This is a genomic window from Roseobacter sp. HKCCA0882 (assembly GCF_037805225.1).
Taxonomy (GTDB): Bacteria; Pseudomonadota; Alphaproteobacteria; order Rhodobacterales; family Rhodobacteraceae; genus M30B80.
This window is the reverse complement of the sequence record NZ_JBBLYI010000001.1, coordinates 1323331-1347292: the sequence shown is the minus strand read 5'-3', so window position 1 is coordinate 1347292 and position 23962 is coordinate 1323331. Positions and strand designations below refer to the sequence as shown.

Here is a 23962-nt window from a genome sequence, read left to right as displayed (position 1 = left end):
CGTTCATGGGCATGAACAGTGTGCAATATGCAAATCCAACATTTTCGAATGCTGTTCTGGCGATACCTGTGAGACTGACCATAACCTGAGCGTGGGTTACAAGCGAGGATGATATAGTGTGAAACTCCTCCTCGCCCTGATAGCTGCCTTCGCAGCCTGCCTCTTCACTATTTCGAAGCTGCATGACGATGGCACGATGATCCTTGCCAGTATGGCTGAGGAATACAGCGTCTGCACGAACGTTAATGCGTGTTCAGATGACGACCTAGCTGAGATGACTGACCTGTTGCTTGAACAAGACGATTATAACTCAAGGATGTGGCTGAGGGTTGTGCTGGGTTGGCAGCATTGGCGTGAGTAGGCTGGTGCTATACAACCGTACCAAAGATCCCGGTCCGCCAAATTATGAGGGGCTCAACATGAAGTCGATCGTCTGTGTCGCTGCGGTCATTATTTCAATGAGCACGAGCTATGCCAACGAGTCATCGGTCAGTGTAGAAAATCCCTCTGATCTAAGTTTTACGCCATTACTGATCCTTCAAAAATGGCCGATATGCTCGTTCTCAAGTTCATTAGGTCAACCTTGCGGAACCAGATGGGGTAACAAGGCTCCAAATGGTATTTTAGAAGTAATCATTAGCCAGTTTGCAGAGGACGCAACACCAAGGTTACAAATCGAAATCTCAAACACCAAGTTAGAGATTACCATAGAAGATGAGTGGTACTATTCGTTTGAAGTATCACCTTCAGGTGACAGACAATATTCTGTAATTTTTACTGATGATGCCCTGGCAGGGACGTACCTAAGTCAGACAGAGTACTCAGTGCATTTGAACGAAGGTATGATTTTCATTAACGAGGGGGCGACTGAGACATGGTAGAAATCGACGTCACCCGTGCTCAAATACTTATCGCATCATCACTAATTTTTTTCATTCTTACGCTACCTGCAAATTCTGCAAGCTTTGATTGTCAGAAAGCAACAACGCAAGCTGAGTTGACAATCTGCAGTAGCGAACACCTATCGCATCTGGATGATATGATTGGCGAACAATGGCAACTCTTGGATCGCTCCTCTCGTTATTTTCCCGAAATCCAAGCTGAACAATTAAAATGGATCGACAGCGAGGAGCGTTTCTCAGACGGCGTTAGCTTTGAGACTCAGCTTGAGTATTTACGATTTATGAATGCCATGAATAACTGTTTGTTCACCGAATATGGCACCACTAATTATTTCAGAGATTGCGCTGATAGCGTGCGTGCCAATGAAGTCTCAGCGTGTGAGACAACCGATAACCAATCAACATTATCAATTGGTATATGTCGGAGTGCGCATCTCAAGGCTCTCAGAACAATTGAGGCCGTCGAAACCGAATTGAGTAATTCTCAAAACTCTAATCTATGGAATGAATATCGAGATAGCGAATGCGAGTGGATGGCTGCTCAATGGCAAGGATCAATAAGCGGCACGATTTTTGTGACCTGTCATATTGATCTAACCATTCAACGCATTTCTAATATTTTTACGGAAAGTAGGTAAAATGAGGCGAGCCGCAGTCTCCTATTTATACGCATTAATCTGTGTCGGAATTTCTATTGCTGTGGCCACCTCTGCGTCGGCAAATGACAGTGAGGGAGGCCGTACTGCGACCGGCGGTTTGGAGTTTTTACAGAACGAGCACATTAGAATTCAGTCTGAGGATTTGTTCATCTCGGAAGATTTGATCAGAGTTGAGTACACCTATGAAAATACTCACTTCGCAGATGTTGAAATCCAAATTGCGTTCCCTATCCAACTAGACTGTTCCGAATGGGGGGAAGAGATTGCCGTTCATGAATGCATCAGCCGTCTACAGTTTCAAACTTGGGTGAACGGCGAAGAGATCAGTTGGTTCCCTTATGTTGGTTCAAACGTTCAGCAGGGAGACGTATGTAGGAGCCTTTGGTTCGAAAGAAATGAGATTTTTAATCGATATGGCTACTGCTTCACTAGTGTTAGCGGTCAGGCTGTATTTGATAATTCTGACTGCTCAACAAATATTCCTAAGTTAAGTGATGCGGACGAATTTCGTGTCTCCGAGCTAAGTGTCATAGAGCAAGAAAGTGGTTGTTCCATAGAGCCAGTCATTCAGCAGGTGAGCCCCTTTGAAAACACTGAGTGGGTTAACGCAGAAGACTATGTTTCAATTATGCGCAACCAAGTTTTTCCTGCCAACAGCCTCACGAAAGTTGTCCATGAATACCGGCCTGATGTCGGTAGTGGAGTGCCTTGGAAGGTGTGGGACGAACCACCATCATTGCGTTCTGACGCTGATTGGGTGCTTGAGGCTGAAGACGAAGGCGAATTTTTCGGACAGTTTCGGTGTGTGAGCCTAACTGAATACAATTCAGCGATTCAGAGTTGGCAAGATATGGAAATTGAAGGGCGACCATCTCATGCGGACGCTTCTGCCTGGGCACTTTCAGACAATTGGTTGTCTTATGTACTCGTAACGGGGAGCAACTGGAGCGGCTCAATTGGACACTTTCGTCTTGAGGTTACCACTGATGAGCGTGAAATAGTCAATACCTGTTTTAATGGACTTCAACGGGTATCAGACACGTCATTGGTGTTCGAAGCTGACGATTTCGTCCCTACGCAAAACTTACACATCCGTTTCAACTCACTTGTCCGGTGGTAATAGCAAGCACCCTGAAAGCTGCATTGTTTTATGCGCAGGGCAGCAGCACATCCTAGACTGTCGTTTTCTTGTGCAGTGAGTATTTGCAGTCTCGTTTGACTGGCGAATTAGCGCAGCAGAGGTTTTCAGCACCTATGCATGATCAATTCTCTACACTAATTTTCCAAGGTCCTGTCGATCAGGTTGCTTTAGCACAGCTCCAGATCACTGCGTGGGTTCAAGCGATATGATCCAATCTTCAACAAGCTCATGTATGCTGCTGTCGTAGTCTTCCAGACAAATTTTATTTGTGGGCTCCCCGCCAACATCATCTCTCACACCACCGTCCCACGAAACCAGTCTTATGCAATCAGGTTCCACTCGGAAACTTTGATAGCCCATTGTGTAGTGGGTCCCTCCGATTTGCTCGATCGACAACTCATCAAAACCCGGTTCAATCGGACCAAAAGGATCATTCATCCGGTACAGGTTGGGTGTCGGGTATGGAGGACGAGAGGTCCCATAAAGATCATTTCCCCAATAATTTGGATTAAAATCTGCGCTTATGAACTGAGCCTGATCATCGAAAATTAACAGATTATCATAAAAGGGTACTGACGTAGCATGATTGCCTGAGGCGTATCCAAACAAAATAAATCTTTGAAGCCGATCCGACTCTATCTGTCCCTGGTCCGCTCGCTCTAATGCCAAGCCGATAGCGTCAAATGACTGACCTCGCCACTCGGCAGTCAACACTTCCAATCTACTTTTATAAACACGGTTCAAGCACCTGTAATCTTCATCACAGCTCTCTTTTTCCTGAACCCAAGCTTGTTGCTGCGCAACCACGTCCCAGCGATTTAACGATAAATGTCGCTCATCAATGAGATTGATAGTGGCAAAGTACACTGCGCTCATCACATCATCACCACCTGAACTGACGCTACGCTCACACAGTGCCTGTTCCGAGCTATCAGTAGGGTCTGAGCAGTCTATTCGGACATGGCTGACGCATGACATCGTAAGAAAAGGAAGGGTTAATAGCGCTAATATGCAAATTGCATGGCGGCTGAAACGCTGCTGATTATTTTTTTTATAGAAGCAGGTCACGAGTTTCCTCCGTATCATACGATTAAACTCTACAGCTTGAGAATATATATTCGACGATAGTCGAGTTGGTAAGCACGTCAATCGGGGCAAGTGACGTCAAAATTCACTACAAAAAACGCTATTTCTCCGGCGCTGGTTACGTTCAATTCTGCTCCCAAATTCTGGTAGGCGTAACCGCAATAATTAACCCCCGTTCCAGAGCACCCCTGAGTTTCAAAAATTCCCTCACTATACGGCGAGGATACAAAAAAACGTTGTTCGATATCATCTTCTGGGAGTGTTGGTGACCATCCGGATTCAAAAAGATGCAAACGGGCCTCACGGATATCCATTCCATAAATGTTTGGAACTAATTCTTGTCCTGAGCAGTATGATGTATAGTTGGCAATCGGTTCCAACGATATGGAGCCGGGACGGATTACTAGATCGGCGATTGGGCTATGAATGCCTGCACCGTTAAATATCCTAACCCTTCCCCCTTCCTGGATATCCAACCAAGAGATTAATTCGTCCTCCGCTTTGGCAGTGTAAATGATCCCAGTGAGTAGTTGATCTTCAAAAATAGCAATGTTTCCCTCGCTGATGTGACAGATCGAATTTGTAAATCGCTCTAGTTTCCCAGCGAATGAAACTAGAGTATATTTTGATATTGCTATTTCAGATAGGACGGCCCAGCCGTGCTCAGCCACTGCCTGCCCTTCGGCCGTGACTGGATAGGTCTGATGGTCACATACATACGGGGTAAATTCTCTATCTTTCGTGGGCAGTGAGCTGGTTGCGGTGTATCTAAACTCGGGAAATGCATCCACCGATACTACAGGGCCAGGGTCTTCTGTTGCCACATTTTGGATCGATGAGGAGAGCTCGTCACATTGCGCCATGAGTTCCGTAAAATCAAAGGCATCATTGCGAGCATGTCCCCATATTGGGATGGAGCGAGCGTTAAGAACACAAGTTACGCCTGAGTTTTGGTTTACTAGTACTGAGCCCAATGGCAACGTGCTATCGGATGTATCACACACCGTTATGTTCGTGCTGTGCGTTATTGCCCTGCAATTACTTACTTCATACCCTGCAGAAATGGCGGTTCCGACACCTGTTAAATTATTAACGTCTGTTTGCCCAAATGAGGCCGGCGCTAGCGCCAATACCGCCACGAAAACAACAAAACCAACTATTTTTTTTGACGTTACCATAAGCACTTAAAACTACCAAACCCAGACCAGACTAATACGCTTGCACCAATCAAATCTACCATTTTTCTGATTTCCTGTACTTGCAAGAATGCTAATGTTTGTTACGCTCGAGGCTGGGTATATACCCTTATAGGCTATTAAATTTAGATCAAAGGCTTATCCTCGTGAACGAGTTTTCAAGTTTGATTAACGAGCGCATTGAGGCATTGCGTCCTAAGTTGCAGGATACTTCTCGGCGCAATCCACTGGTAAACAACGTTCTCAACGCTCGATCCGCCTCGTTTGTAAGGATAGTAGACGAGAAGCCTCAAAGTATTTTTGATTATGTGGTGCAAGAAGGGCGAGCAATGCGGCTTGTGCCTTTGCCGCCAGTAGACATTGATCCACCTGACGAGGATACAACTGAATTCAAAAATGCTTTTCAAACTGCTCAGGCAACTGATGAAGACTACCTCAATACAATTGAGAAAATTGATTTTGAATATGACGAGAAGGCCTTTGACAAGCAGGAGCACGCTGATCGTGTTCTGAAAGACAGAGTTCGAGAGTGGCTCGAAATGCCACCACGTCCCAAATCTGAGCAGTTCTCCGATTTAATTAATCATGCCAAATCACATGGCATTGACCCCTCAAGTGCATTGCCTGACCCATCGGTCGATACTGGTGACGATCGCCATGAGGATAGCGATCTCCAAACCCTTTTGATGCCAAAAACCTTTCAGTCGAGGCTTTCAAGGATTCTTAGTAAGGCCCGAATGTATCAAGAAGAGCGGGGACTGGACGTAGTATATCTAGTCCTGGGGTACGTGAAATGGACTTTGCCGAACGCTGAGAAACAAGACGAATTTAAGTCACCGCTTCTGCTGCTTCCGGTAAAGCTGACGAAATCCAAGTCATCGAGCGGAGAAACCTATACCGTTACAAAGTTATCGGACCCTCTCTTCAATCCGTCTCTAGAGCATAAGCTTACAGTTGAAGCAAAACTGGATCTTTCAGACATAAAGTCTTTGGTTGATGCTGACCGTATTGATATTGAAAGATTTTTTGGAGCGATGGCGGACTTAAAGCCAAAGAATATGCATTGGAATGTGTTGCGTGAAGCATCATTCGGAATTTATCCGTTCCAAGGTATTGAGCTCTACTACGACCTCGAAACTGAAACGTGTGATTTTTCCGAATTCCCGATTGTTTCTGAGCTGATGGTGGGGAAAGACCGAGGCGATAGCTCTGGGATGAGTGAGTTCTCGGAAGCTGATGTCGAGTCGCAAGTTGGCAGCCAGTTGGTTCCGCATATCGTGATGGACGCTGACTCATCCCAATTTATTTCGCTCTTGAAAGTGGCAAACAATGAGAATGTGGCTTTGGAGGGCCCCCCGGGCTCGGGTAAAAGCCAAACGATTGTTAATGCAATTGCAAATGCAATTTTTTCGGGCAAAAAAGTGCTATTTGTCGCCCAGAAGGTAACGGCTTTGGAGGTTGTACTTTCTCGCCTGCAGTCTCTTAATTTAGACCAATTTGTTCTTCCATTGATGGGGGGGCATGGAGGTACTGACGAGTTTTATGAAGCCGTTGAAAATCGATTAAAGCTCCGTTCTTACGGTCAATCTCGAGATCTGCAGAATCTGAAGCTTCAATATGAAGCTCACCGTAACCGGTTGTCTGAGTACATTGACCTTTTAACTCAGCCTGTACCGAGAACAGGTATGTGCGTTCATCAACTTTTAGGTCTGGCGGTATCTGGAGCTGATGGCGTCAGAGATCTACCCATCGAGTTGCTTGGCGTCGAAATTTCACCAGAAAAAATGGTTGAGGACTATACACCGCAGGACATTGACGTTTTTGCACGTAATGTAGCGGAATGGTACACTAGGCTAAGCCAGACCGGCATGCCGCAAGGCAGTGTTTGGAAGGATGCGTCTGCCCTATCACTTGAAGTTCAAGTCGCCATTAACGCTTTAGAAAATGCCAGCGACGCAATTTTGACTGTCGATAAAGCTATTTCTGCTTTGGACCAAAATAGCTCTGCTTTGCTGCTGGCATTTTTGGACAACACCCTCTCAGAAATTTCGAGGCTTGTACGTGAAGTTTCGAGCGATCTTGAACTGCGGGAGTATCACACGCTCGTTGCAATTTCGGGCCACGAAACGGTTGCTCAAGATTTGGAGCAATTGCACAATATCAACGAAGAGCTGAAACGGACAACAAGCACATTACAGCTGTCCAGCTCGGAATTAAAATTGTTGAGTGCGTCTAACGTACAAATTCGAAAATTTGCCAAAAACTCCGCAAGTAGTGACCTTGAAGAAGTTTCTGTCGGTTTTGTTGATAGAGCAAAAGAAGAGCTTATTGAACGTTTGGCCAAGTCGAAGAGATTACTAGGGCTTGGGCGTGATCTAACTGCGTCGATATCCGCTAGCCTTACTGCGAAGCATGTTCAGGCCTACAGCGCTATTGTGAAAAGTATGCGTGATCCCAATTTCTTCCTGTCTTACATACAGGAAGTAGGGCTCGGCCTAGCTAAAGATGAAGTTAGAAAAGCTAAGTCAATTCATAGATTGGCGGTGCAGGAATTTGCAGTGAGCACTTTCCCGTCTCGCTCAACATTAATGGAACTCCAAGGAATTCTTGAAAACGCTGGTGTTTTTTCATTCCTGTCAAAGGATGTGAAACGTTCTAAATCTGAGCTGACACGCTTGTTAAACTCGGTTCGTTCAACGGACAAAATACCGGTCATGCTGCGAAAGCTTGGCGACGTCATTGACATTGCGAAGCAATGGGAAGCACTTGGTTTGTCGAGCCACGTTACCGACTTTGGTGCTTCAACAGCCACGCAACTCGACCAATTATTGCAATCGATTGACGCCCTTCAGTCCGCCAATGAATTTGTAGGCCTGTCAGAAACTGCGTCGCTGAAGCTCCTTAATTCCGATACAACGTTCGAAGCTATCAACCTTATGGACGATCTGAGCTTGACCGTTGAAGACTGGAGTGAGTTAGACGTTTTAATTGAAGAGACTTCTAATCAAATTGCAGCACTCGAAGGTGATTACGATGACCTGGTAGCGGCTGAGACCCTGCTAATTAGTCTCAATCTTACACAGCTATCAAGGCTATCAAATCTACCTGAGGCTTGTGACGCAGCGCATGACTTGTTTGCGCAGAGAGAGGATTTGATAGAAGCTCTTGGTCAAAGTTTTGACGATGATAAAAAGCTTAGTTTGCAATTAGATGCGTCACGGAAGTACTCCTTACTGCCCGTTCCTGCTGTGCAAGTATTGTTTAATCCTGATTGTGGCCATGTTTTATCGATGGCAGAGAGTTTGATTACTTCTTTTGAAGAAATTTCGGAGAGTTATGCTGCGCTCTTGAAGGCAAAATTTGGCGTCACAGAGACAGATGTTTCAGCACTGGATTTCGTCGAGATTTTGAACAACCTAAGAGCTCACCGTGAGGACACTCACGGATTAAACAGTCTCACAGTGAGGCGCTCGATTTATCAAGAGGCAAACCGTTATGGCCTGGATGATTTGCTCAGAAAAATTGATGAGTTAAATCCGCAGGCCAGCATTATTGATCTCGCCAGGTCATCAATCATTGCTGCGCTTAGGAGGCGTGTTCAGAAAGAATTTGGTGCCAGCCTGATGATGTTTGATGGCACATCCCTTTCTGCGGCTCGCCAGAAGATAAAGGAACTGGACAAGCAGATAATAAAGATTTCTAGTGGAGAAGTTTCTTCAAAAGCCATTGAAAATGCTCGGATCCCCCGTGGAAATTCTAGGGGTAAAAAATCTGAGTACACAGAGTTGTCGCTATTAGAACATGAGCTGCAAAAACAACGCAGAACTCCACCTAGAAAGGTATTAAAGCGGGCACGCAATGCTCTGATCGAGATGTTCCCTTGTTGGATGATGGTTCCTTCGGCAGTCGCTCAAAATCTACCTCGTAAAAGTATGTTTGATTTGGTGATCATTGACGAGGCGTCGCAAATGACACCCGAAAATTCAATATCTGCTCTGGTTCGAGGTAAAAACACTCTTATCGCTGGCGATACAAACCAACTTCCTCCTACCAACTTCTTCAAAGGCCTCTCTGTTGATGAGGAAGAGGATGAAGACATCAGCACAACTGAGGAATCCATTCTTGAGTTGGCAAATATGCAATTCCATCCCAAGCACCGCTTGTTGTGGCACTATCGGTCTAAGCATGAGGACTTAATCTCATTCTCTAACCATTATGTTTACGACAACGAGTTGGTAATTTTCCCTTCACCGATGCCTACCGTGAAGGGTCTTGGGATTAGTTTGGTTGAGGTAAACGGCACCTTTCAAAAAGGAATTAATCCGGCTGAAGCTCAAGTGATGTTAGATGCGATAGTGCAATTCATGAAGGATACGCCTGAGCGATCTCTCGGTGTTGCTGTGATGAACCAAAGCCAAATGGAGCAATTGGACGCCCTAGTTCTTAGAGCAGCAGACACAAATAAAAAAGTTGCCGATTATCTCGACCATTGGGCAACTGCTCGAGGCGGTTTGGAACGCTTTTTCGTTAAAAACCTTGAAAACGTTCAAGGAGATGAAAGAGATGTTATTTTTGTGGGCACTGTATATGGTCGAGATCCACAAGGTCGGTTTTATCAACGCTTTGGGCCGATTAATGGCCCGGCCGGCAAGCGCCGTCTTAATGTTCTGTTCTCTCGTGCTAAAGAACAGATTGTTACGTTCTCTTCCATACCTATGGCCGACTTTAATCCTTCTGCGACCAATGAAGGTGCGACTTTGCTACGTCGTTGGTTGGAATTTTCAGCAACAAAGCGTTTGGGTGAGAAGCCTCAAAACCATGAACGCTCCGGTTATACAGATAGTCCCTTCGAGGATCATGTTATAGAGGTTGTCCAGTCTTTAGGTTATGAGACTGTGCCTCAGGTTGGTGTTTCTTCGTACTACATTGATATCGGGGTGAAACATCCGAGTTATCCATACGGTTATATTTGCGGTATTGAGTGTGATGGAGCGACTTATCACAGTTCAAAAAGCGCCCGTGATCGGGATCGCTTGCGAGAAGAAGTCCTGAACCGCCTTGGTTGGAAATTATATAGAATTTGGTCAACAGATTGGTTCAGGGACACTCTGAATTGTAGAGAAAAACTGAAAGAATATCTGTCGCAACGGCTTTCTGAGCTGACGAAAGATATGCCCGAAGTCGTTGATCCAGAGCCTTGTGAAATTATTGAGGATGTGCGGATCTTAGGTGAGGAAGTTGTCCAATTATCTGAAACAAAAGACCTCACATCTGAACCTCAAGCGCAAGATGCTTCCGTAATCGAAATTGGTACTAAGTTTAAGGTAAGATACCTTGATGGTCCGAGGGCTGGTGTGGTCAGTAAATTCTGGTTTCAGAAAAGAACAAACGATCCTCAATTTGAAATTGATGGTTACAAGTCAGTGGGCGTTGATAGTCCTTTGGGCGAAGCACTTGAAGGAGAAGGTTTGGATGACATCATCACCTACAGTATTGGCACACAAGATATCCGTGTTCAGATTGTTGAGCTTGAAGCAAATTAGAGCACTTAAGCTCATTATTAGCTTTGTTGGTTTTTGGCATTTTAATCCTGCCCCTGCATACGCCGATACTTTTTGGATCAACTGCACTGATGGCGAAGGATATGTCATTCAATTTCAGTTGAATAATGAATCGCAGGCAATCTCATTGCCAGAGGGGTCCCCATTTTTGCTGGATGGTGGTTCCATCACAACTAATCTTTGGTCTGAAAATTTTATCGGATTTATGTTTGAGGGCATAACCTCAGCATCAGGTACTGAAATGAATGTCGGGTTAATCGAGCGCAGAACGGGTCGCCTTGCTATCAATTCCATAGCTTTTGATCCGAATTCTGAAATTTACTTTGAAAGCTTCGAGTTGAGGTGCACCCGTTCTATCTGAGATATTTTGGTTAGGATGTTTGACATAGGTTACTCTAAAGAACAGCATGTCTAGGAATTGAAGTTTCTTTAACGCTCCCAGAACGAAATACTGTTAGGTCAAAGGTGTTACATGTGGTCAAGCAGGCTAAACCCGACAGCGATTTTTTTCGTACTGTCATTAGTGCTCTTTGGTGCGCCACAGGCAGCGGCCAATCAACATGAGTGGCAAACATATTACGGTGGAGACACTGACGAAACTCTGTCACTTCGGCTTGGTCAAAACAGAGCGAGAATTATTATTGGATCTGAGCGCTGTCTGGGCGAATTCTGGGGGGTAGTAACTCGTCATTCCGATCATATCTCCCTCACAGATCCAAACCCCAGAGGTCGCTTGCTGGCACCTGAATGCGAATTCGAACTTTGGCCCTTGATCAACGGTGGGTATCGCATTGAACAAGGCAACGGGTGTACTGCATACCATGGGGCAATGTGTGATTTGTCTGGTGTGGTTTCACCCGTAATTGCCTCGTCTGTTGCGGAGGACGACAAACCTGTTGCCAGCTTTGAATGCGCTGCAGCAAACAACCAAGCAGAAACGTCTATTTGCAATGACTATGCGCTATCTAACTTGGATAGGCTACTAGCACTGGTTTATCGGACAACTCTTCACATTAACGACGCCAACCTTTTGGCTGATGAGAATGCCGATATTGTGAACGATCAGCGTCGTTGGCTTAATGTAAGGAATGACTGTGCTGACGATATATCCTGTTTGTCACAAACGTATCATAGCCGGTTAATGAGCTTAACAGCGTTATGGATTGGCCAGCAGTATGATCAAATATGGACAGCACTGTCACAGGAGCCTTCTCTTGAAGCAGTCTCAGACATCCATCAACGTTCCATCATGGTATCTAAAGTAGATGATGCCTATGAGCATATTTTAGTGTTTGATCCCGTGGGCCGCCTTGCATACAGGTCTTTTGATGCTCCGTACGATGCATGCACTGATGAATTTTCTTACACTCAAGAACTGGGACCGAACACTACTATTCTCACCAGAGAAGCGCACTGCAACCGTTATCAGTTTGTTCGGAAAGATACCGTTCAATTGACGCCTGAATGTATCGAACTTGTTCGCTTATACGAATATCCGGCTGGGCGGTCTTCTGATCGCACATGGCTTCCCGCTAACGGCGAGCAATTATGTGCTGAGAGCACATTGGCATTGGATAGTTCAGTCATGTGGGCTTGGAATACCGGATGGGGGCAAGACGGTGATACCGAGGATCTATCATCAGAACCCGTTTTCAATCTGATGGATGCCGCTAGGCATTTCTTTAATTATTGGCAGAGCCCTTCAATCACACTGGCCGAACAAAGTGATCTTCAAGATTATGAATGTCCGGCGGATGATCTGGCTTTAAGTTACGTAAAGCTTTTAAATTTTTACCACAATCTTCCATTTGACAGTGAGGCGGACGCTAGTTTCAGTGAGCCAATGGAATATTGGTCAAGTAACTTCGGCTACTCACTAAATTTCTTGCCTGAACGCAATCCAATCAACAATCGCTTCGCATCTTTAGTAGATGATTATTTGCGATTTGAGGGCATTGCGAGGCCATTATTGATTATGACACTCCGGGCTCTGAACCAAGATAGTGAAGTTGAAGCAGTGCTCGATGACCTGTTGGAAGCTTACAATTTCACTGAGAGCCCCTCCGAATTGTATCGGAATAGTTTTTATCCGTGTGAAAAATTTAAACTAGTGAATGGTCCACTTTATGATCTCACTTATTGGAGAGGCTTCGATACTTATGGCTTCTGGCAACGTAGGCGGGCCGATGGAACAGCCTCTTTTGTTTATAATACATTATTGTCTCTAAGAGATGAGATCGGAGCTTAAGAGATGCAGCATGGTAATCAGCTAAATTGGTCTGGCCTTAACAAGTCCATGAGAACGATCTTAGGTTTTCTAGTTCTTTTCCTAATCTGTTCTGGGACATTACAAGCTGCTAGTTTTGACTGTAGTAAAGCTACTTCAAACTCAGAGCTTGCGATTTGTGGTGATGACGAACTTGGTGCGCTCGATGTCCTGTTAGCTGAGGCTTACCAGCTCGTACGAAGCAGCCCCAATCTGGACTCTCAAACAAACTGGTTAGCGCAACGTGATGCCTGTGCCGATCGTTTATGTTTGCGCAATGAAATGGGTGTCAGGATCGCAGAGCTTTTGCATCTTGCGGCCTCGCCGCAGAATTCGCTCGATAGTGTTGAAGTCGAGGTGATAGAGCTTGAGGAAGATGGTGTTTTTCTACGCTGTCGTGAAAACTATCAGGGTACAGATGAGGTGGTATATTCCGAGCTTTTGTTTTCTCGGGAAGAGGGTGGGCCAACCTTTCAGGAGACCAACATTCTTCCCGACAATCGCTTCAGTGAAAGTGTTTGGGGCTGGTACGACTGGACGGCCACAGGTAACGCCGGCGGTCTGCATTTTGCGCCTAATCCCAACAATGCTTTGCTTCGTAGGACCTATGACGTCTCAGCGTCCTATGTAGCGGCTCTCGAGAGTGGCGCAGTTTTCTCTTGGAGAAAGCGTCAGTTTGAGGACCATAAGTTATACTTTGTAGCGGTCAATTTCTCAGGGGGTATCGTACCCCAATGTTATAATGCGGTGGGGCGTTAGACCGTTTTTAAAGGACAGGTTTTGAAATGAATATACAATTCAAATCATTGGGCTTTGTCCTTGCTCTATGTTGCTCGTCTTTCGCCGTACAGGCGAATGCTGCTAGTTTTGATTGTTCATTAGCTAATACGGACACAGAGCGTACTATATGTGCGAGCCCTGAGCTCTCGAAGCTAGATGAGCTACTTGCGTCCCTATATCAGTTGAAGGCTCAGGTGGATCTTGATGCGAACTATTTTGCTAGCACGTTTTCTGGATACGATAGGGGCTATGAAATTGAATTTCCAAATTTCACTTTTTCGGAAACACAAGAAACGCAGCGCCAATGGATCCAAAATGTACAATCAAACTGTTACAGCGATCTCTTGTGCCTCGTCAGCGCTTATCAAGAACGTGTAAGTGAATTTTTCTACAGCTTCGATAATGTTGGTGACGCCACTTCTGTTTCAGGTGAATGGCGCATCGCCTCAATGGTTAACCTGCCCAACTCGTCAAATTCTGTGATCCTATGGCGATATGATTACCCATATGATCCGTACCGCTCTGAAAAGCCTTATTTTTACCTCTTTGGCATTCACGATCGCCAAGGAAACCGACTGGAGGGGGTAAACTCCAATTTGCTTGGATACGTCGATGACCCTTATCGTATGATTGAGGTGGGTATAACTGCCCAGTCAGCCACAGCATTCTCTATCACTATTTCGGAGATGCGATCGGCGGGTGGATGGGGAGCGTCTAATTTTTCTTACGATTTTTACAGGCAAGACGGAGGGTATTCAGTAGCAAGATCTAGTCTTACCAGTTGGGGGCGAAATACATTTCTTTTCGAAGATCGGGTGATTGATTTCCGCCAAAATCGCTACACGCAAACGTTCGAAAATCTCGGCGAAGAGGCTCAAGAAGTAAACGGTGTTATTCTAGAAGTTGACGACAGTGTCGCTGTGGAACTGTCCACGCCTGATTTGCCACCGCTGTCATTCTCTGAAGTCTCCGAGCAATCATTTTATGATTTGTTGGATGATATTTTGGAGAAATAAGTTGAAGAATTTTGTTGCGCCAGTGCTAGCTTCTATCATTACGGCGGGCCAAGCGTGTGTCGTGTTGGCTGAACCTAATGATTTGCGGGTCAGCGCCCCAAGTTTCCAGTGCGAAGACGCAGTGACACTTGCAGAGCTTTCAATATGCAATGATGAAAGCAAGTTCCTTCGAGCTTTGGATCTAATGTTGGCTGTGATCTACAGTGATCTACTGAGTAAAATAGAAACAGAGTTGCCGGTTGTCTTAGACGAAGTGCTCTTGGACTATGATTACCGTTCTGCGGAAGAATTGCGAGCCGAGCAACAAGCTTGGCTTATAGAGCGAAATAATCTTCAAGATTTCTATGAGATAGAGGCAGCATACAAGCTTCGCATCAAAGACTTGTCCTGGTCCTATTCTGAGCTTTCGGGCACCAATGGCAGGGTCGTGACCACCCATTACACTAGACAAGAAGTTGATGGTCCCGAAGAGTGTCAAGCGGATTTCATGAGAGGATGGTATGATGAGGGCTCTGGGCATTGTGTTGAGGAAGTGCCCAACTATCGTGTCTTCTCGGTTGTAATTGCCAATGGTCATTTTGTGGCAGAATTTGGCACGCTAGGGCCCAGGTATGTTGGTTGCTGGTCGGAAAGTTATTTTGGGCCGGTTAATCGTATAGCCGAGGTCATCAGCATTGATGTAACGAACGAGGGTTTACTTTTGGACGCTGCAAACAGCGGTTATGATCCATGCGGTGGATGGAATGGCCCAGAGGTATTTGGGTTATATGGAGACCCTTACCCTGTACCGTAACAAGCAGGTCTTGTAGACCGGGATTGGTTGATAAAAACGGAAAGAGGGAGACTTAATAAATATGCGTGTGAATCTGTCCCTTCTGATAATCTGTTTCGTTTGGATCGTTGCCTCGAATGATATTTTGGCGGCAAGTTTTGACTGCACAGGTGCACTGAATGATACCGAAATAGCGATATGTAATGATGAAGAACTAAGCACGCTTGATACCATCATGGGGTATGCATGGAACGATGCCTTTGAAACTATCGTGAGCGAAGATGAGAAACCAGTTGAGACAAGCGCCCAAAGAGATTGGCTTGTGGTACGAAATTCATGTGGATCTCAAATCAGCTGCATAAGGGAAGCTTATCATACAAGGCTTGCAGAATGGCCTTTCGTGCTTGGTAGCATTAATCGTGTCGAACTTTACGATTTTTCAACTGAAACATTTTCAAGTTATTTCATCACTAACTCTAGTGCGTTCTCACCCTCGAATGCATTAATGTATGTTTTTCACATTGATCCAGAAGATCCAAAACTTGTTCCTTGGCTGACGGCTGACCTAAACTTGGACGGGGATGCATCTTGCGATGTTGATGTATTTGACAGCAGTGTGGCCGATTTTAACTCCAGAAATTACCGCATGGGATGGACCAATATTATTTCAGATCATGAATTTTCAAGCATATTGCTCATGCCTGGTGAAATAGTGGTTCATACTAAAGCTGGAGGGGCTGGAGACTGGTCCAGTATATCTTTTTTTAGATTGTCTGGCGGTCAATTGATCGAAAACAGAAGTCTCATTGATGATTGTGAGGATAGTGATCGGCGTTACTCGGCGGCGTACTTTGATCATTCGATTGAAAACTTTGAAACTCTCGTTGCTTCATCTGAATTGCAGCTCGAAGGTGATTTTTTTGATGAGCGAGATGCTCGTTATCAGCAGTGCGAGAAAGCTCCCAACATGGGTGCGATTAGACTGTGCTTAATGGGCGTCGCCGATGCGAGCATGCGGAATGTGTTCGAGGCAAGAGCTTTGTCCTTACGAGAAGCAGGTTCAGGGGATGAATTAGATCGACTCAACGAAACACAAGAAGCCTTTGAGCAATACCGTTCGTCTTCTTGCGGATTAATCTTTGATATAAATTCACAGTACGGTTGGATCGCTGAAGATTCCGCTATGAATTGCTACAACCGTCTGACAGATCAGAGGACTGAGTTTCTCAATACTCAATGGCTGCCGAATTAATAGGATCCTGAAAAATGGACTGCCAAATGCAAATTGACACTCGTTTAGGGCGTTTAAACAACGCTATTTGGTCGGTAATTTTGGCTTTGGCGTTATGTTTAACCCATACAACTGCATTGTCCGCTAATCCGATGCGATCATCTTGCGCAGATCCAGAAGCGTTAACGCTGCAACACCTGTGCTCTGATGAAGACAATGTAGCAGTCATTGAGCTCGCAGATGCTTTATCAAGTATCACTGGCCTAGTGATTGATTATTCGTTGTTGGATGAAACTGATCGTGACTGGAACGATTACGGTATCGAGCAAGTCTACTATCCTTCACTTCAAGCGCTGGCTCAGGTGGTGTCAAAGGATTTACTCAATCCTGATGCATTGGGCATCCTTTCCTCTCTTCGTCACTGGACGCCAGAATATTACGAAGAGCACGATGTTTTGGTATTGCAGCCAGTTTCTGATCGCTTGCAGCAGCATCTTTTTGTCCTCACACCAGCTGATCATGCCTCGGGTTCCTATGTAGAAATAAACACTCACAATGACGCCATTGGATATCAGTACAACTTTGAAGGAGATATTTTAATTGCTCGCTCGAGTTCGAGTCACGCTAGTTTTAGTACAAAGTATAGATTTCAAGATGGTTGTTGGAGGCTTATTGGTGCTGATCGATGGTGGAACTCATTTCTTGTTGGCACTGATTTGAGAGAGGAGTCTGTTAACTATTTGACGGGTCGTGCCATTCTGACGTTGCATAGAAATGGCCCAGAAAGCCCTACTTACGAGGAGGAACTATCGTTTGAGACTGGTAGGATTTGCTTGGGCGATCCAATAGAGGTCACATTTTCAGAATAAATTCACTGTTTAGTCGGCGCTAACGGAGCAATGCAAAATGTATGAGAAGTTCTTTCCGACCTTGTTGGTGTTTTTAAGCATCGCTTCACCTGGCCAAGCAGATTTTTTAGACACGACTTGGTACGTTGAAAAATTCACTGGGGAAGCTTGGGCTTTAGATCCAGCAACGATCATGGGCGCAGGCCAAAACTTTTACCGAGGTTATTCGGAAGGGATTTTCTACTCATGTGACTATAACCATCAGTCGAGTACTTACACTACATACGACATCGAAAGTTTTTTCTTAAACCCTGAGTTTAGACTTTTTGAACCGCTTCGCAGTGAAATCTCAAGCTCAGCCCAGACGATCTTCGTCCACCGTATAACATGTTCGAGTCCCGATGATGTAGGCAATAGGAGGGTTCTTTATCCGTTTGTTACAAATGACGTGCGACAGCAGGCATGGTATTTGTTTGAAGGTGGGGTTTATTCCATGAGGAGCCACAACAACCGATAGCGCCCGGATGAGCCTGCTGGAATTTGCCATGAGGAGCAAAATGCTTATTTCCTACGTAACATTCTTTTTCTTGGTTCTTGGCCTGGGATTTTTAGGAAGATTCATATCAGATATAATACAAAAGGGTCAGTCTGAGGAAACAGATCAGCATGATACGGGCGACTTTTGGATAGCACTATTATTATATGCGGTTCCTTTCGCACTGTGGATTATCGGGGCTAATGGAACTGGAAGCTGGGATTTTGGACGAATAATTGGAGAGATTTGGTTTTTCCCGATAACTATATTTGAAGGCTTGGAAAAACTTTTATTTCAAGGACGAGATTTAAACGGTTTTACTGAACGCTACCACTTTTCAGTTTAAAATTTTATCTGTGAACTTGAGTTTGGAACCTCAATTTGGAAGTCAATATCTTTTCATATTAATCTAAAATTTACACACAGCTATACATCAAGCTTCTGAAGCGATTTGAGATCTAAATCATATGGACCAAACTCAAATCATAGTAACTCTATAAATTCATTCTAAACACTCATTTATTAAAGCTCCATATAATGAATTAAACATAGTTATATATTAAAGGATAGTTGATATCTATCCCCTTTATTATATTTATGTAAGATTGGTAGAGCTAATGAATCTATATTCAAAGAAGTCTTAACTTAAAGATAAGTATTTTCCCAATCTATTGAGTCAGCGAGATTTAGCTTAGTTCTATTTTTCAAAATATAAACATACCAACCTATTTCTCGATCATAAGTGTTAGGTACCTCAAAATGCATATGCTCATATCCCCAATGAGTATTCGACCAACAATCTTCTATGAGATCAACGAATTCACGGTCATCTATTCCAATAGGCCTTTCTATAATCCCATGTATGTGGTGCCGAGTGGAAAATTCTCTTACAAAAAGCATTTTAAGGCGATTGTGATGTCTATAGAAACTATTTCCAAATATCTTTCGGTTAAGAACGTTAGTGAAATGCCTCAGATTTCTTGACGAAGATAAATCATCTATCCAAAAAATCCCTGAATGATAACTGCCGATACACTGCTTTTCTGTTAGTGTTATGTTTATTGGTCTTGGTATTGGATTTTCCATTAGATATTTTCTGATAATATAATCCATTTTATTTTCCTTCACTTAATCTCTATAATAATATATATAATTTTAAATTTTTTCATTGATCCAATTTTCAATATCCTCTTGCCGCCAAGCTACTGCTCGCCGACCAATTTTAATTTGTTTTGGAAAATTACCCTCACTCATCATTGCATAAATGCTTGAACGTGAAAGGCCAGTTAGTTTTTCAACAGTTTTTCTACGGATTAAACTCATTATGATCTCCTTTGTTAATGAACATGGAGACATTATATATCTTTGATATTTCTGTGTGGTTGGTAATAATATAATTAATTTATTACCAACATATTAGGTCCTATAAGGGATTTTCTAAGGCTTTATTCTTTTCAAAGTTTCGTAACCATAACCAATTTCAAAACCGGTATGGCCCATTTTGCTAAGTTCTAATGCTGCTTCAGATACAAGATCACATGCACTATCTGCAGAACTAACCTCATTTCGAGTTCGCCTTAACCCGTGGAGCATTGCAAATTTAATCGCATGACCTTTTCGTTCATCAACTAAAGGATCACGCTTTGGCCGACCTTTCGAGAGTACCGATCTATCGGGTGGATTAATTAAATGCCTAACGATTAGTTCCTTGAGATCATCTGATAGCTGATCGCCCCGTACTATCTTTATTGCCGCTCCAAACAGAAGGACATTGTAAGATGCAGCGTGCAGTTGTGCTTCTTCTAAAAGTTCGGTTTCTCTAAGATCCATATCATGCTCAACCAGCATCATTATTTCTTCAAGCCTGCTCTCGTCTTTTTTGAACTCTTCGCACGGATCAAAATGCTTCACACCTTCCGAAGCTTGATCTTTGTCAGCTCCCTCTGCGAAGGCCATTATCATACTCATGCGCTCATTCTGCAGCATGAAGGCTTTCAGCCGTTCTTTTAATTCAGAATAAGGTAGATCTTGGGGCTTTGCTCCGATTAATGACAGATCGCTCCGATCCATGCGCATCTTTGCCAATAAAGGAGATTCGCTTACTTTTTTGCTCATACGCCATAGGAAGTGGCGGAGAATGCTTGTGTCAACCAATCAGCTCTCACTGGGGCGATCAATTGATGGCTTTGATCGTTTTTTCGTGTGTTTAGTGCTGTTGAGAACAAAACGTGTAATTGGCTTTGGTCCGTATGGATCATTCATGTGGATCAAAACTATAACCACAGAGTGCAGATAATAATATCTGAGGACACTAGTAATCCCTGCTCACCAAAACGGCAATGCAGGTCACTGCGGCAGTTAACTTTGTGGGGGCTATTGTGGGGGTTATATGAAATAATATTAATTTTATTTAATAAAATCAGATACTTAATTTCAATACTTGGCGGAGGAGGTGGGATTCGAACCCACGGTACGCTTTTGACGTACGTCGGTTTTCAAGACCGGTGCATTAAACCACTCTGCCACTCCTCCGACTTAAGCGAGATAGCCCTTGGAGGGCGATTCTGGAAGGGGTGCCGGATTGTGAATTTTTCAATGATAAAAATTATGTGGCACTGATTTTCAAGTTGCCTTTGCCCCCACGATTACATGAATCCTTCCGCTCGCTGCGACAACGTACTTTCAGCAGAGTTTTGTGTAATTTGGCAATGCGCGCTGCAAGAAAATGCAAATCAAACCGCGCAGGCCTTGCGAAATTCTGGATTGCAGCCCACCATCTATGACCAGACCTCCAATGGCCGCCGTTTTTGGCGGGTGGTGGTCGGGCCTGCCTCGACAACTGCGGAGCGGGCCAATAATCTGGACGTTGCACGCAGGCTTGGCTTCCAAGATGCGTATTTTGTAACCAATTGAACCCGCAGCCAAGCCCTGCGGGTCGGGTGACAGGTGGGGAATGGGCGTGACATTGGCAAAGACACTCGGCACTTTTGGCTGCAGTTTGGCCTTGGCTTTGGGAATTTTGCTGCCTCAGGCGGTCAAGGCCCAAGGGTTTGAGACACAGGCAGGATCGGCCTATGTGGTGGATCACAATTCAGGGCAGGTTTTGTTCGCGCTGAATGCGGATGTGCCATTGCCGCCTGCCTCGATGTCCAAGCTGATGACGTTGAACATGACCTTTGAGGCGTTGGAAGATGGGCGCCTCACGTTGGACACCGCATTGCCTGTCTCAGAGCATGCCATGTCCTTTGGCGGCTCAACCATGTTTCTCAACACAACCGACCGCGTTCGGGTCGAGGATTTGATCCGCGGGATTGTTGTTCTGTCTGGCAATGACGCAACGGTGGTTTTGGCTGAGGCGCTAAGCCCTGATGGCACTGAGGCGGGATTTGCCGCGCTGATGACAGAGCGCGCACGGCAATTGGGGATGGAGACGGCAACCTTTCGCAACGCAAGCGGTTGGCCCGCGGCGGGGCATGTGATGTCGATGCGCGATCTGGGTATTTTGGCCGAGCGTTTGATCACCGCGTTTCCGCAATATTACCACTATTTCAACGAGCGTGAATTTCCCTTCGACAACCGCGCGCCTGACAATCGCTTTAACCGCAACCCGATTTTGGGGTTGGGTATTGGGGCTGATGGTCTGAAAACGGGCCATACCGAGGAGGCAGGCTATGGTTTGGTCGGCTCTGCCATGCAAGGCGATCGCCGCGTGACCTTTGTGATTTCGGGCTTGCCTACGGCGGATGCCCGCGCCGCTGAGGCGGAGCGGATCGTGAATTGGGCCTTTCGCCAATTTGTCGAGCGCGATGTGATCGCTGCGGGGGATATTTTGGCGCAGGCGCCTGTGTTTTTGGGCGAAACGCCAACTGTGCCTTTGACGGTGGCCGATGATGTGCGGATGCTTTTGCCGCAATTGACGGTCACGGGCGGGCTGCTTGAGGCAGCGGTCACGCTGTCTGGCCCTATTCCTGCGCCGATTGCGGCGGGCACCCCTTTGGGTGAGCTGCACATCGTGGTTGAGGGGCTTGCGCCGACAACAGTGCCCTTGATTGCCGCCACCGATGTGGCGCAGGCAGGCGTAATGGGGCGTCTGGGGGCCGCAACCTCGCGCGCCATGGCGGCGGTGATGGGTCAGGTGTCTAGCCTGAGTGATAATTGAATGTCGGGCGCGGCAGGCGGGCTGTTTATCAGTCTTGAAGGTATAGATGGGGCGGGAAAATCCACGCAAAGCCGCCTTTTGGCGGCACATCTGCGCGGCCTTGGTCGTGATGTGATTGAGACACGCGAACCCGGCGGTGCAGCGGGGGCAGAGGAGATCCGCAAGCTGTTGGTCGAGGGGGATCCAGATCGCTGGTCGCCTGAAACGGAGATATTGCTGTTTTCTGCCGCCCGCCGTGATCACCTTGAGCGCACGATTGCGCCTGCGCTTGCGCGTGGGGCCGTGGTGATTTGTGATCGATTTGCGGATTCCACCCGCGTCTATCAGGGGGCTGCGCGTGGCGATTTGCGCGCGCTTGTCGATGATATCCACGCCCGTGTGATCGGAGTAGAGCCTGACCTGACCTTGATATTGGATATGGATCCCGCGGTGGCCTTGGCGCGTGGGTTGGCGCGGCAATCGGGCGAAGATCGGTTCGAGGACATGGGGCTGCCCTTTCAAGAGCGGCTGCGGGCTGGGTTTCAGGCGCTTGCCCGTGATTTTGCCGACCGCTGCGCAATGGTTGATGCCAATCAACCCCAAGAGGCGATTGCACAGGATATCGCGCGGATTGTAGAGGCGCGGCTATGAAGGATGATGATCTCCTGCCAGAGGCGGATGCCGCCGAGGGTCTGCCGCATCCGCGCCATGCCCCGCAACTGATTGGTCACGCCGCCGCCGTGACTGAGTTTTGTGCGGCGCTTGCCTCTGATCGGATGCATCACGCGTGGCTGATTACGGGGCCAAAGGGCATTGGCAAGGCTACATTCGCGTGGAAAGCGGCGGAGCATTTATTGAACAGCCCCAATGATGCAGGGGCGGCTTTGTTCGACATGCCGCCTGATCCGCAGGGCTTTGTCACCGATCCTGAGGGGGCCGTGGCGCGGCGTTTGCGCGCGCTGTCTGAGCCACGGGTTTTGCTGGTGCGGCGCGGATGGAATGAAAAAACCAAGAAGCTGTCCGCCGAAATTACCGTGGATGAAGTGCGCCGCCTGAACCAATTTTTTGGACTTTCCGCCGTAGATGGCGGGCGGCGTGTGGTAATTGTTGATGCGGTGGATGAGATGAACCGCAACGCGGCCAATGCGCTGCTCAAACTTCTTGAAGAACCGCCTGAGGATGCGATTTTGCTTTTGGTTGCACATCAACCCGCGAAGCTTTTGCCCACAATCCGCTCGCGTTGCCGCACCTTGCGCCTTAACCCGCTTGGGGCGGATGAGATGGCCCAAGCCATGCACAGCATTGATGTGGAAGTGGACGACCCGCGCGCGGTGGTTGAATTGGCCACTGGATCGGTTGGGGTGGCCGCGCAGATGATTGAGGGGGGTGGTTTGGCGCTTTATGGCGCTTTGGTTTCACTTATTGGAACCTTGCCGCGATTGGATCGCGCCCAAGCGATGACCCTCTCCGAGCAGGTCACGGGCAAAGTAGGCGAAGCGCAGTTTGATCTGATGCTTGCGCTGTTGGATCGGTTGTTGGCGCGCTTGGCCCGTGTGGGGGTAACTGGCGCACTGCCCCCCGACATTGTCACGGGCGAGGGAGCAATCTTGGCGCGCCTTTCGCCAAGCCCACATGAGGGGCGGGGATGGGCCGATCTGGCGGATCGTTTATCCGCCAAGGCACGACAGGGGCGCGCGGTGAACCTTGACCCAGCCGCTTTGATCCTTGATATGATCATAAGCATCGAAAAAGCGGCACCGCGTGTGATGGCGTGATCCTCCTTGAGGGGCGCATCACCCCCTTTGCTGCGCCAAAATCTGCGAGACTGATC

At 46.4% G+C, this 23962-nt stretch carries 23 protein-coding genes and 1 tRNA gene; 18 read left to right on the top strand and 6 right to left on the bottom strand.

Annotation, left to right across the window (positions count from 1 at the left end):
* The first annotated feature begins 118 nt into the window (after positions 1 to 118).
* The 4 genes from AAC622_RS06875 to AAC622_RS06860 are packed head-to-tail and all read left to right on the top strand — an operon-like array spanning position 119 to position 2681.
* Positions 119 to 361: a hypothetical protein gene (locus tag AAC622_RS06875; RefSeq protein ID WP_340261055.1), complete on the top strand. Its 243-nt coding sequence runs from the start codon at positions 119 to 121 to the stop codon at positions 359 to 361.
* A gap of 58 nt (positions 362 to 419) precedes the next feature.
* Entirely contained in the window at positions 420 to 881 is a 462-nt protein-coding gene (locus tag AAC622_RS06870; protein ID WP_340261053.1) for a hypothetical protein, read from the top strand.
* Positions 875 to 1540 carry a hypothetical protein gene (locus AAC622_RS06865; RefSeq protein WP_340261051.1) on the top strand — a complete coding sequence of 222 codons (666 nt, stop codon included), beginning with the start codon at positions 875 to 877 and terminating at the stop codon, positions 1538 to 1540. Before AAC622_RS06870 ends, AAC622_RS06865 begins: the two co-directional genes overlap by 7 nt.
* Position 1541: 1 nt before the next feature.
* A complete protein-coding gene (locus tag AAC622_RS06860) occupies positions 1542 to 2681 on the top strand; it encodes a DUF4424 family protein (protein ID WP_340261049.1) in 1140 nt (379 codons plus the stop codon).
* Between the two features lie 204 nt (positions 2682 to 2885).
* Here the strand turns inward: AAC622_RS06860 and AAC622_RS06855 are convergent, their stop codons facing one another.
* Both AAC622_RS06855 and AAC622_RS06850 read right to left on the bottom strand, forming a co-directional pair.
* Positions 2886 to 3770: a hypothetical protein gene (locus AAC622_RS06855; RefSeq protein ID WP_340261048.1), complete on the bottom strand. Its 885-nt coding sequence runs from the start codon at positions 3768 to 3770 to the stop codon at positions 2886 to 2888.
* 77 nt (positions 3771 to 3847) lie between these two features.
* Entirely contained in the window at positions 3848 to 4972 is a 1125-nt protein-coding gene (locus AAC622_RS06850; RefSeq protein ID WP_340261047.1) for a hypothetical protein, read from the bottom strand.
* Positions 4973 to 5130: 158 nt separating this feature from the next.
* On the opposite strand from AAC622_RS06850, the gene AAC622_RS06845 reads away from it, so the two are divergent.
* The 10 genes from AAC622_RS06845 to AAC622_RS06800 all read left to right on the top strand — a co-directional run bounded on the left by AAC622_RS06845 (position 5131) and on the right by AAC622_RS06800 (position 18339).
* Positions 5131 to 10527 (top strand): DUF4011 domain-containing protein, encoded by a 5397-nt coding sequence (locus AAC622_RS06845; protein ID WP_340261046.1) that lies wholly within the window; start codon positions 5131 to 5133, stop codon positions 10525 to 10527.
* Positions 10457 to 10906, top strand: a complete 450-nt coding sequence (locus AAC622_RS06840) for a hypothetical protein (RefSeq protein WP_340261044.1) — start codon at positions 10457 to 10459, stop codon at positions 10904 to 10906. Before AAC622_RS06845 ends, AAC622_RS06840 begins: the two co-directional genes overlap by 71 nt.
* Before the next feature lie 111 nt (positions 10907 to 11017).
* The gene (locus tag AAC622_RS06835; RefSeq protein ID WP_340261042.1) at positions 11018 to 12793 is read left to right on the top strand and encodes a lysozyme inhibitor LprI family protein; all 1776 of its coding nucleotides are present in this window, start codon (positions 11018 to 11020) and stop codon (positions 12791 to 12793) included.
* A gap of 3 nt (positions 12794 to 12796) precedes the next feature.
* Positions 12797 to 13570 carry a lysozyme inhibitor LprI family protein gene (locus AAC622_RS06830; RefSeq protein ID WP_340261041.1) on the top strand — a complete coding sequence of 258 codons (774 nt, stop codon included), beginning with the start codon at positions 12797 to 12799 and terminating at the stop codon, positions 13568 to 13570.
* A 26-nt stretch (positions 13571 to 13596) separates the two neighbouring features.
* A complete protein-coding gene (locus AAC622_RS06825) occupies positions 13597 to 14607 on the top strand; it encodes a lysozyme inhibitor LprI family protein (protein WP_340261039.1) in 1011 nt (336 codons plus the stop codon).
* A gap of 1 nt (position 14608) precedes the next feature.
* The gene (locus AAC622_RS06820; protein WP_340261038.1) at positions 14609 to 15400 is read left to right on the top strand and encodes a lysozyme inhibitor LprI family protein; all 792 of its coding nucleotides are present in this window, start codon (positions 14609 to 14611) and stop codon (positions 15398 to 15400) included.
* A gap of 61 nt (positions 15401 to 15461) precedes the next feature.
* Positions 15462 to 16631, top strand: coding sequence for a lysozyme inhibitor LprI family protein (locus AAC622_RS06815; protein WP_340261037.1), 1170 nt, complete (start codon positions 15462 to 15464; stop codon positions 16629 to 16631).
* A gap of 26 nt (positions 16632 to 16657) precedes the next feature.
* Positions 16658 to 17479 (top strand): hypothetical protein, encoded by an 822-nt coding sequence (locus tag AAC622_RS06810; RefSeq protein WP_340261036.1) that lies wholly within the window; start codon positions 16658 to 16660, stop codon positions 17477 to 17479.
* Between the two features lie 37 nt (positions 17480 to 17516).
* Positions 17517 to 17975 (top strand): hypothetical protein, encoded by a 459-nt coding sequence (locus AAC622_RS06805; protein ID WP_340261035.1) that lies wholly within the window; start codon positions 17517 to 17519, stop codon positions 17973 to 17975.
* A 7-nt stretch (positions 17976 to 17982) separates the two neighbouring features.
* Positions 17983 to 18339 (top strand): hypothetical protein, encoded by a 357-nt coding sequence (locus tag AAC622_RS06800; protein ID WP_340261034.1) that lies wholly within the window; start codon positions 17983 to 17985, stop codon positions 18337 to 18339.
* Between the two features lie 299 nt (positions 18340 to 18638).
* Here AAC622_RS06800 and AAC622_RS06795 read toward each other — a convergent pair whose 3' ends face one another.
* From AAC622_RS06795 to AAC622_RS06780, 4 genes are all read right to left on the bottom strand, one after another.
* Entirely contained in the window at positions 18639 to 19106 is a 468-nt protein-coding gene (locus AAC622_RS06795; protein ID WP_340261033.1) for a hypothetical protein, read from the bottom strand.
* 42 nt (positions 19107 to 19148) lie between these two features.
* Positions 19149 to 19316, bottom strand: a complete 168-nt coding sequence (locus AAC622_RS06790) for a helix-turn-helix transcriptional regulator (RefSeq protein ID WP_340261032.1) — start codon at positions 19314 to 19316, stop codon at positions 19149 to 19151.
* A gap of 114 nt (positions 19317 to 19430) precedes the next feature.
* Entirely contained in the window at positions 19431 to 20147 is a 717-nt protein-coding gene (locus tag AAC622_RS06785) for a hypothetical protein (RefSeq protein WP_340261031.1), read from the bottom strand.
* 287 nt (positions 20148 to 20434) lie between these two features.
* Positions 20435 to 20525, bottom strand: a tRNA-Ser gene (locus tag AAC622_RS06780).
* A gap of 117 nt (positions 20526 to 20642) precedes the next feature.
* Here AAC622_RS06780 and AAC622_RS06775 point away from each other — a divergent pair.
* The 4 genes from AAC622_RS06775 to AAC622_RS06760 are packed head-to-tail and all read left to right on the top strand — an operon-like array spanning position 20643 to position 23906.
* A complete protein-coding gene (locus AAC622_RS06775; RefSeq protein ID WP_340261029.1) occupies positions 20643 to 20906 on the top strand; it encodes an SPOR domain-containing protein in 264 nt (87 codons plus the stop codon).
* A gap of 40 nt (positions 20907 to 20946) precedes the next feature.
* Positions 20947 to 22152, top strand: a complete 1206-nt coding sequence (locus AAC622_RS06770) for a D-alanyl-D-alanine carboxypeptidase family protein (RefSeq protein ID WP_445322603.1) — start codon at positions 20947 to 20949, stop codon at positions 22150 to 22152.
* Entirely contained in the window at positions 22153 to 22782 is a 630-nt protein-coding gene (gene tmk, locus AAC622_RS06765; RefSeq protein WP_340261027.1) for a dTMP kinase, read from the top strand. It begins immediately after the preceding gene.
* Positions 22779 to 23906: a DNA polymerase III subunit delta' gene (locus AAC622_RS06760; RefSeq protein ID WP_340261026.1), complete on the top strand. Its 1128-nt coding sequence runs from the start codon at positions 22779 to 22781 to the stop codon at positions 23904 to 23906. The genes tmk and AAC622_RS06760 overlap by 4 nt, the downstream gene beginning before the upstream one ends.
* Positions 23907 to 23962 lie beyond the last annotated feature (56 nt).

Excerpts from the sequence above, each read along its gene's own strand:
- AAC622_RS06870 (WP_340261053.1), top strand. The coding sequence starts at position 420 with ATGAAGTCGATCGTCTGTGTCGCTGCGGTCATTATTTCAATGAGCACG.
- AAC622_RS06865 (WP_340261051.1), top strand. The coding sequence starts at position 875 with ATGGTAGAAATCGACGTCACCCGTGCTCAAATACTTATCGCATCATCA.
- AAC622_RS06860 (WP_340261049.1), top strand. The coding sequence starts at position 1,542 with ATGAGGCGAGCCGCAGTCTCCTATTTATACGCATTAATCTGTGTCGGA.
- AAC622_RS06840 (WP_340261044.1), top strand. The coding sequence starts at position 10,457 with ATGACATCATCACCTACAGTATTGGCACACAAGATATCCGTGTTCAGA.
- AAC622_RS06835 (WP_340261042.1), top strand. The coding sequence starts at position 11,018 with ATGTGGTCAAGCAGGCTAAACCCGACAGCGATTTTTTTCGTACTGTCA.
- AAC622_RS06830 (WP_340261041.1), top strand. The coding sequence starts at position 12,797 with ATGCAGCATGGTAATCAGCTAAATTGGTCTGGCCTTAACAAGTCCATG.
- AAC622_RS06825 (WP_340261039.1), top strand. The coding sequence starts at position 13,597 with ATGAATATACAATTCAAATCATTGGGCTTTGTCCTTGCTCTATGTTGC.
- AAC622_RS06815 (WP_340261037.1), top strand. The coding sequence starts at position 15,462 with ATGCGTGTGAATCTGTCCCTTCTGATAATCTGTTTCGTTTGGATCGTT.
- AAC622_RS06810 (WP_340261036.1), top strand. The coding sequence starts at position 16,658 with ATGCAAATTGACACTCGTTTAGGGCGTTTAAACAACGCTATTTGGTCG.
- AAC622_RS06805 (WP_340261035.1), top strand. The coding sequence starts at position 17,517 with ATGTATGAGAAGTTCTTTCCGACCTTGTTGGTGTTTTTAAGCATCGCT.
- AAC622_RS06800 (WP_340261034.1), top strand. The coding sequence starts at position 17,983 with ATGAGCCTGCTGGAATTTGCCATGAGGAGCAAAATGCTTATTTCCTAC.
- AAC622_RS06795 (WP_340261033.1), bottom strand. The coding sequence starts at position 19,106 with ATGGATTATATTATCAGAAAATATCTAATGGAAAATCCAATACCAAGA.
- AAC622_RS06790 (WP_340261032.1), bottom strand. The coding sequence starts at position 19,316 with ATGAGTTTAATCCGTAGAAAAACTGTTGAAAAACTAACTGGCCTTTCA.
- AAC622_RS06775 (WP_340261029.1), top strand. The coding sequence starts at position 20,643 with ATGAATCCTTCCGCTCGCTGCGACAACGTACTTTCAGCAGAGTTTTGT.
- AAC622_RS06770 (WP_445322603.1), top strand. The coding sequence starts at position 20,947 with ATGGGCGTGACATTGGCAAAGACACTCGGCACTTTTGGCTGCAGTTTG.
- tmk (WP_340261027.1), top strand. The coding sequence starts at position 22,153 with ATGTCGGGCGCGGCAGGCGGGCTGTTTATCAGTCTTGAAGGTATAGAT.
- AAC622_RS06760 (WP_340261026.1), top strand. The coding sequence starts at position 22,779 with ATGAAGGATGATGATCTCCTGCCAGAGGCGGATGCCGCCGAGGGTCTG.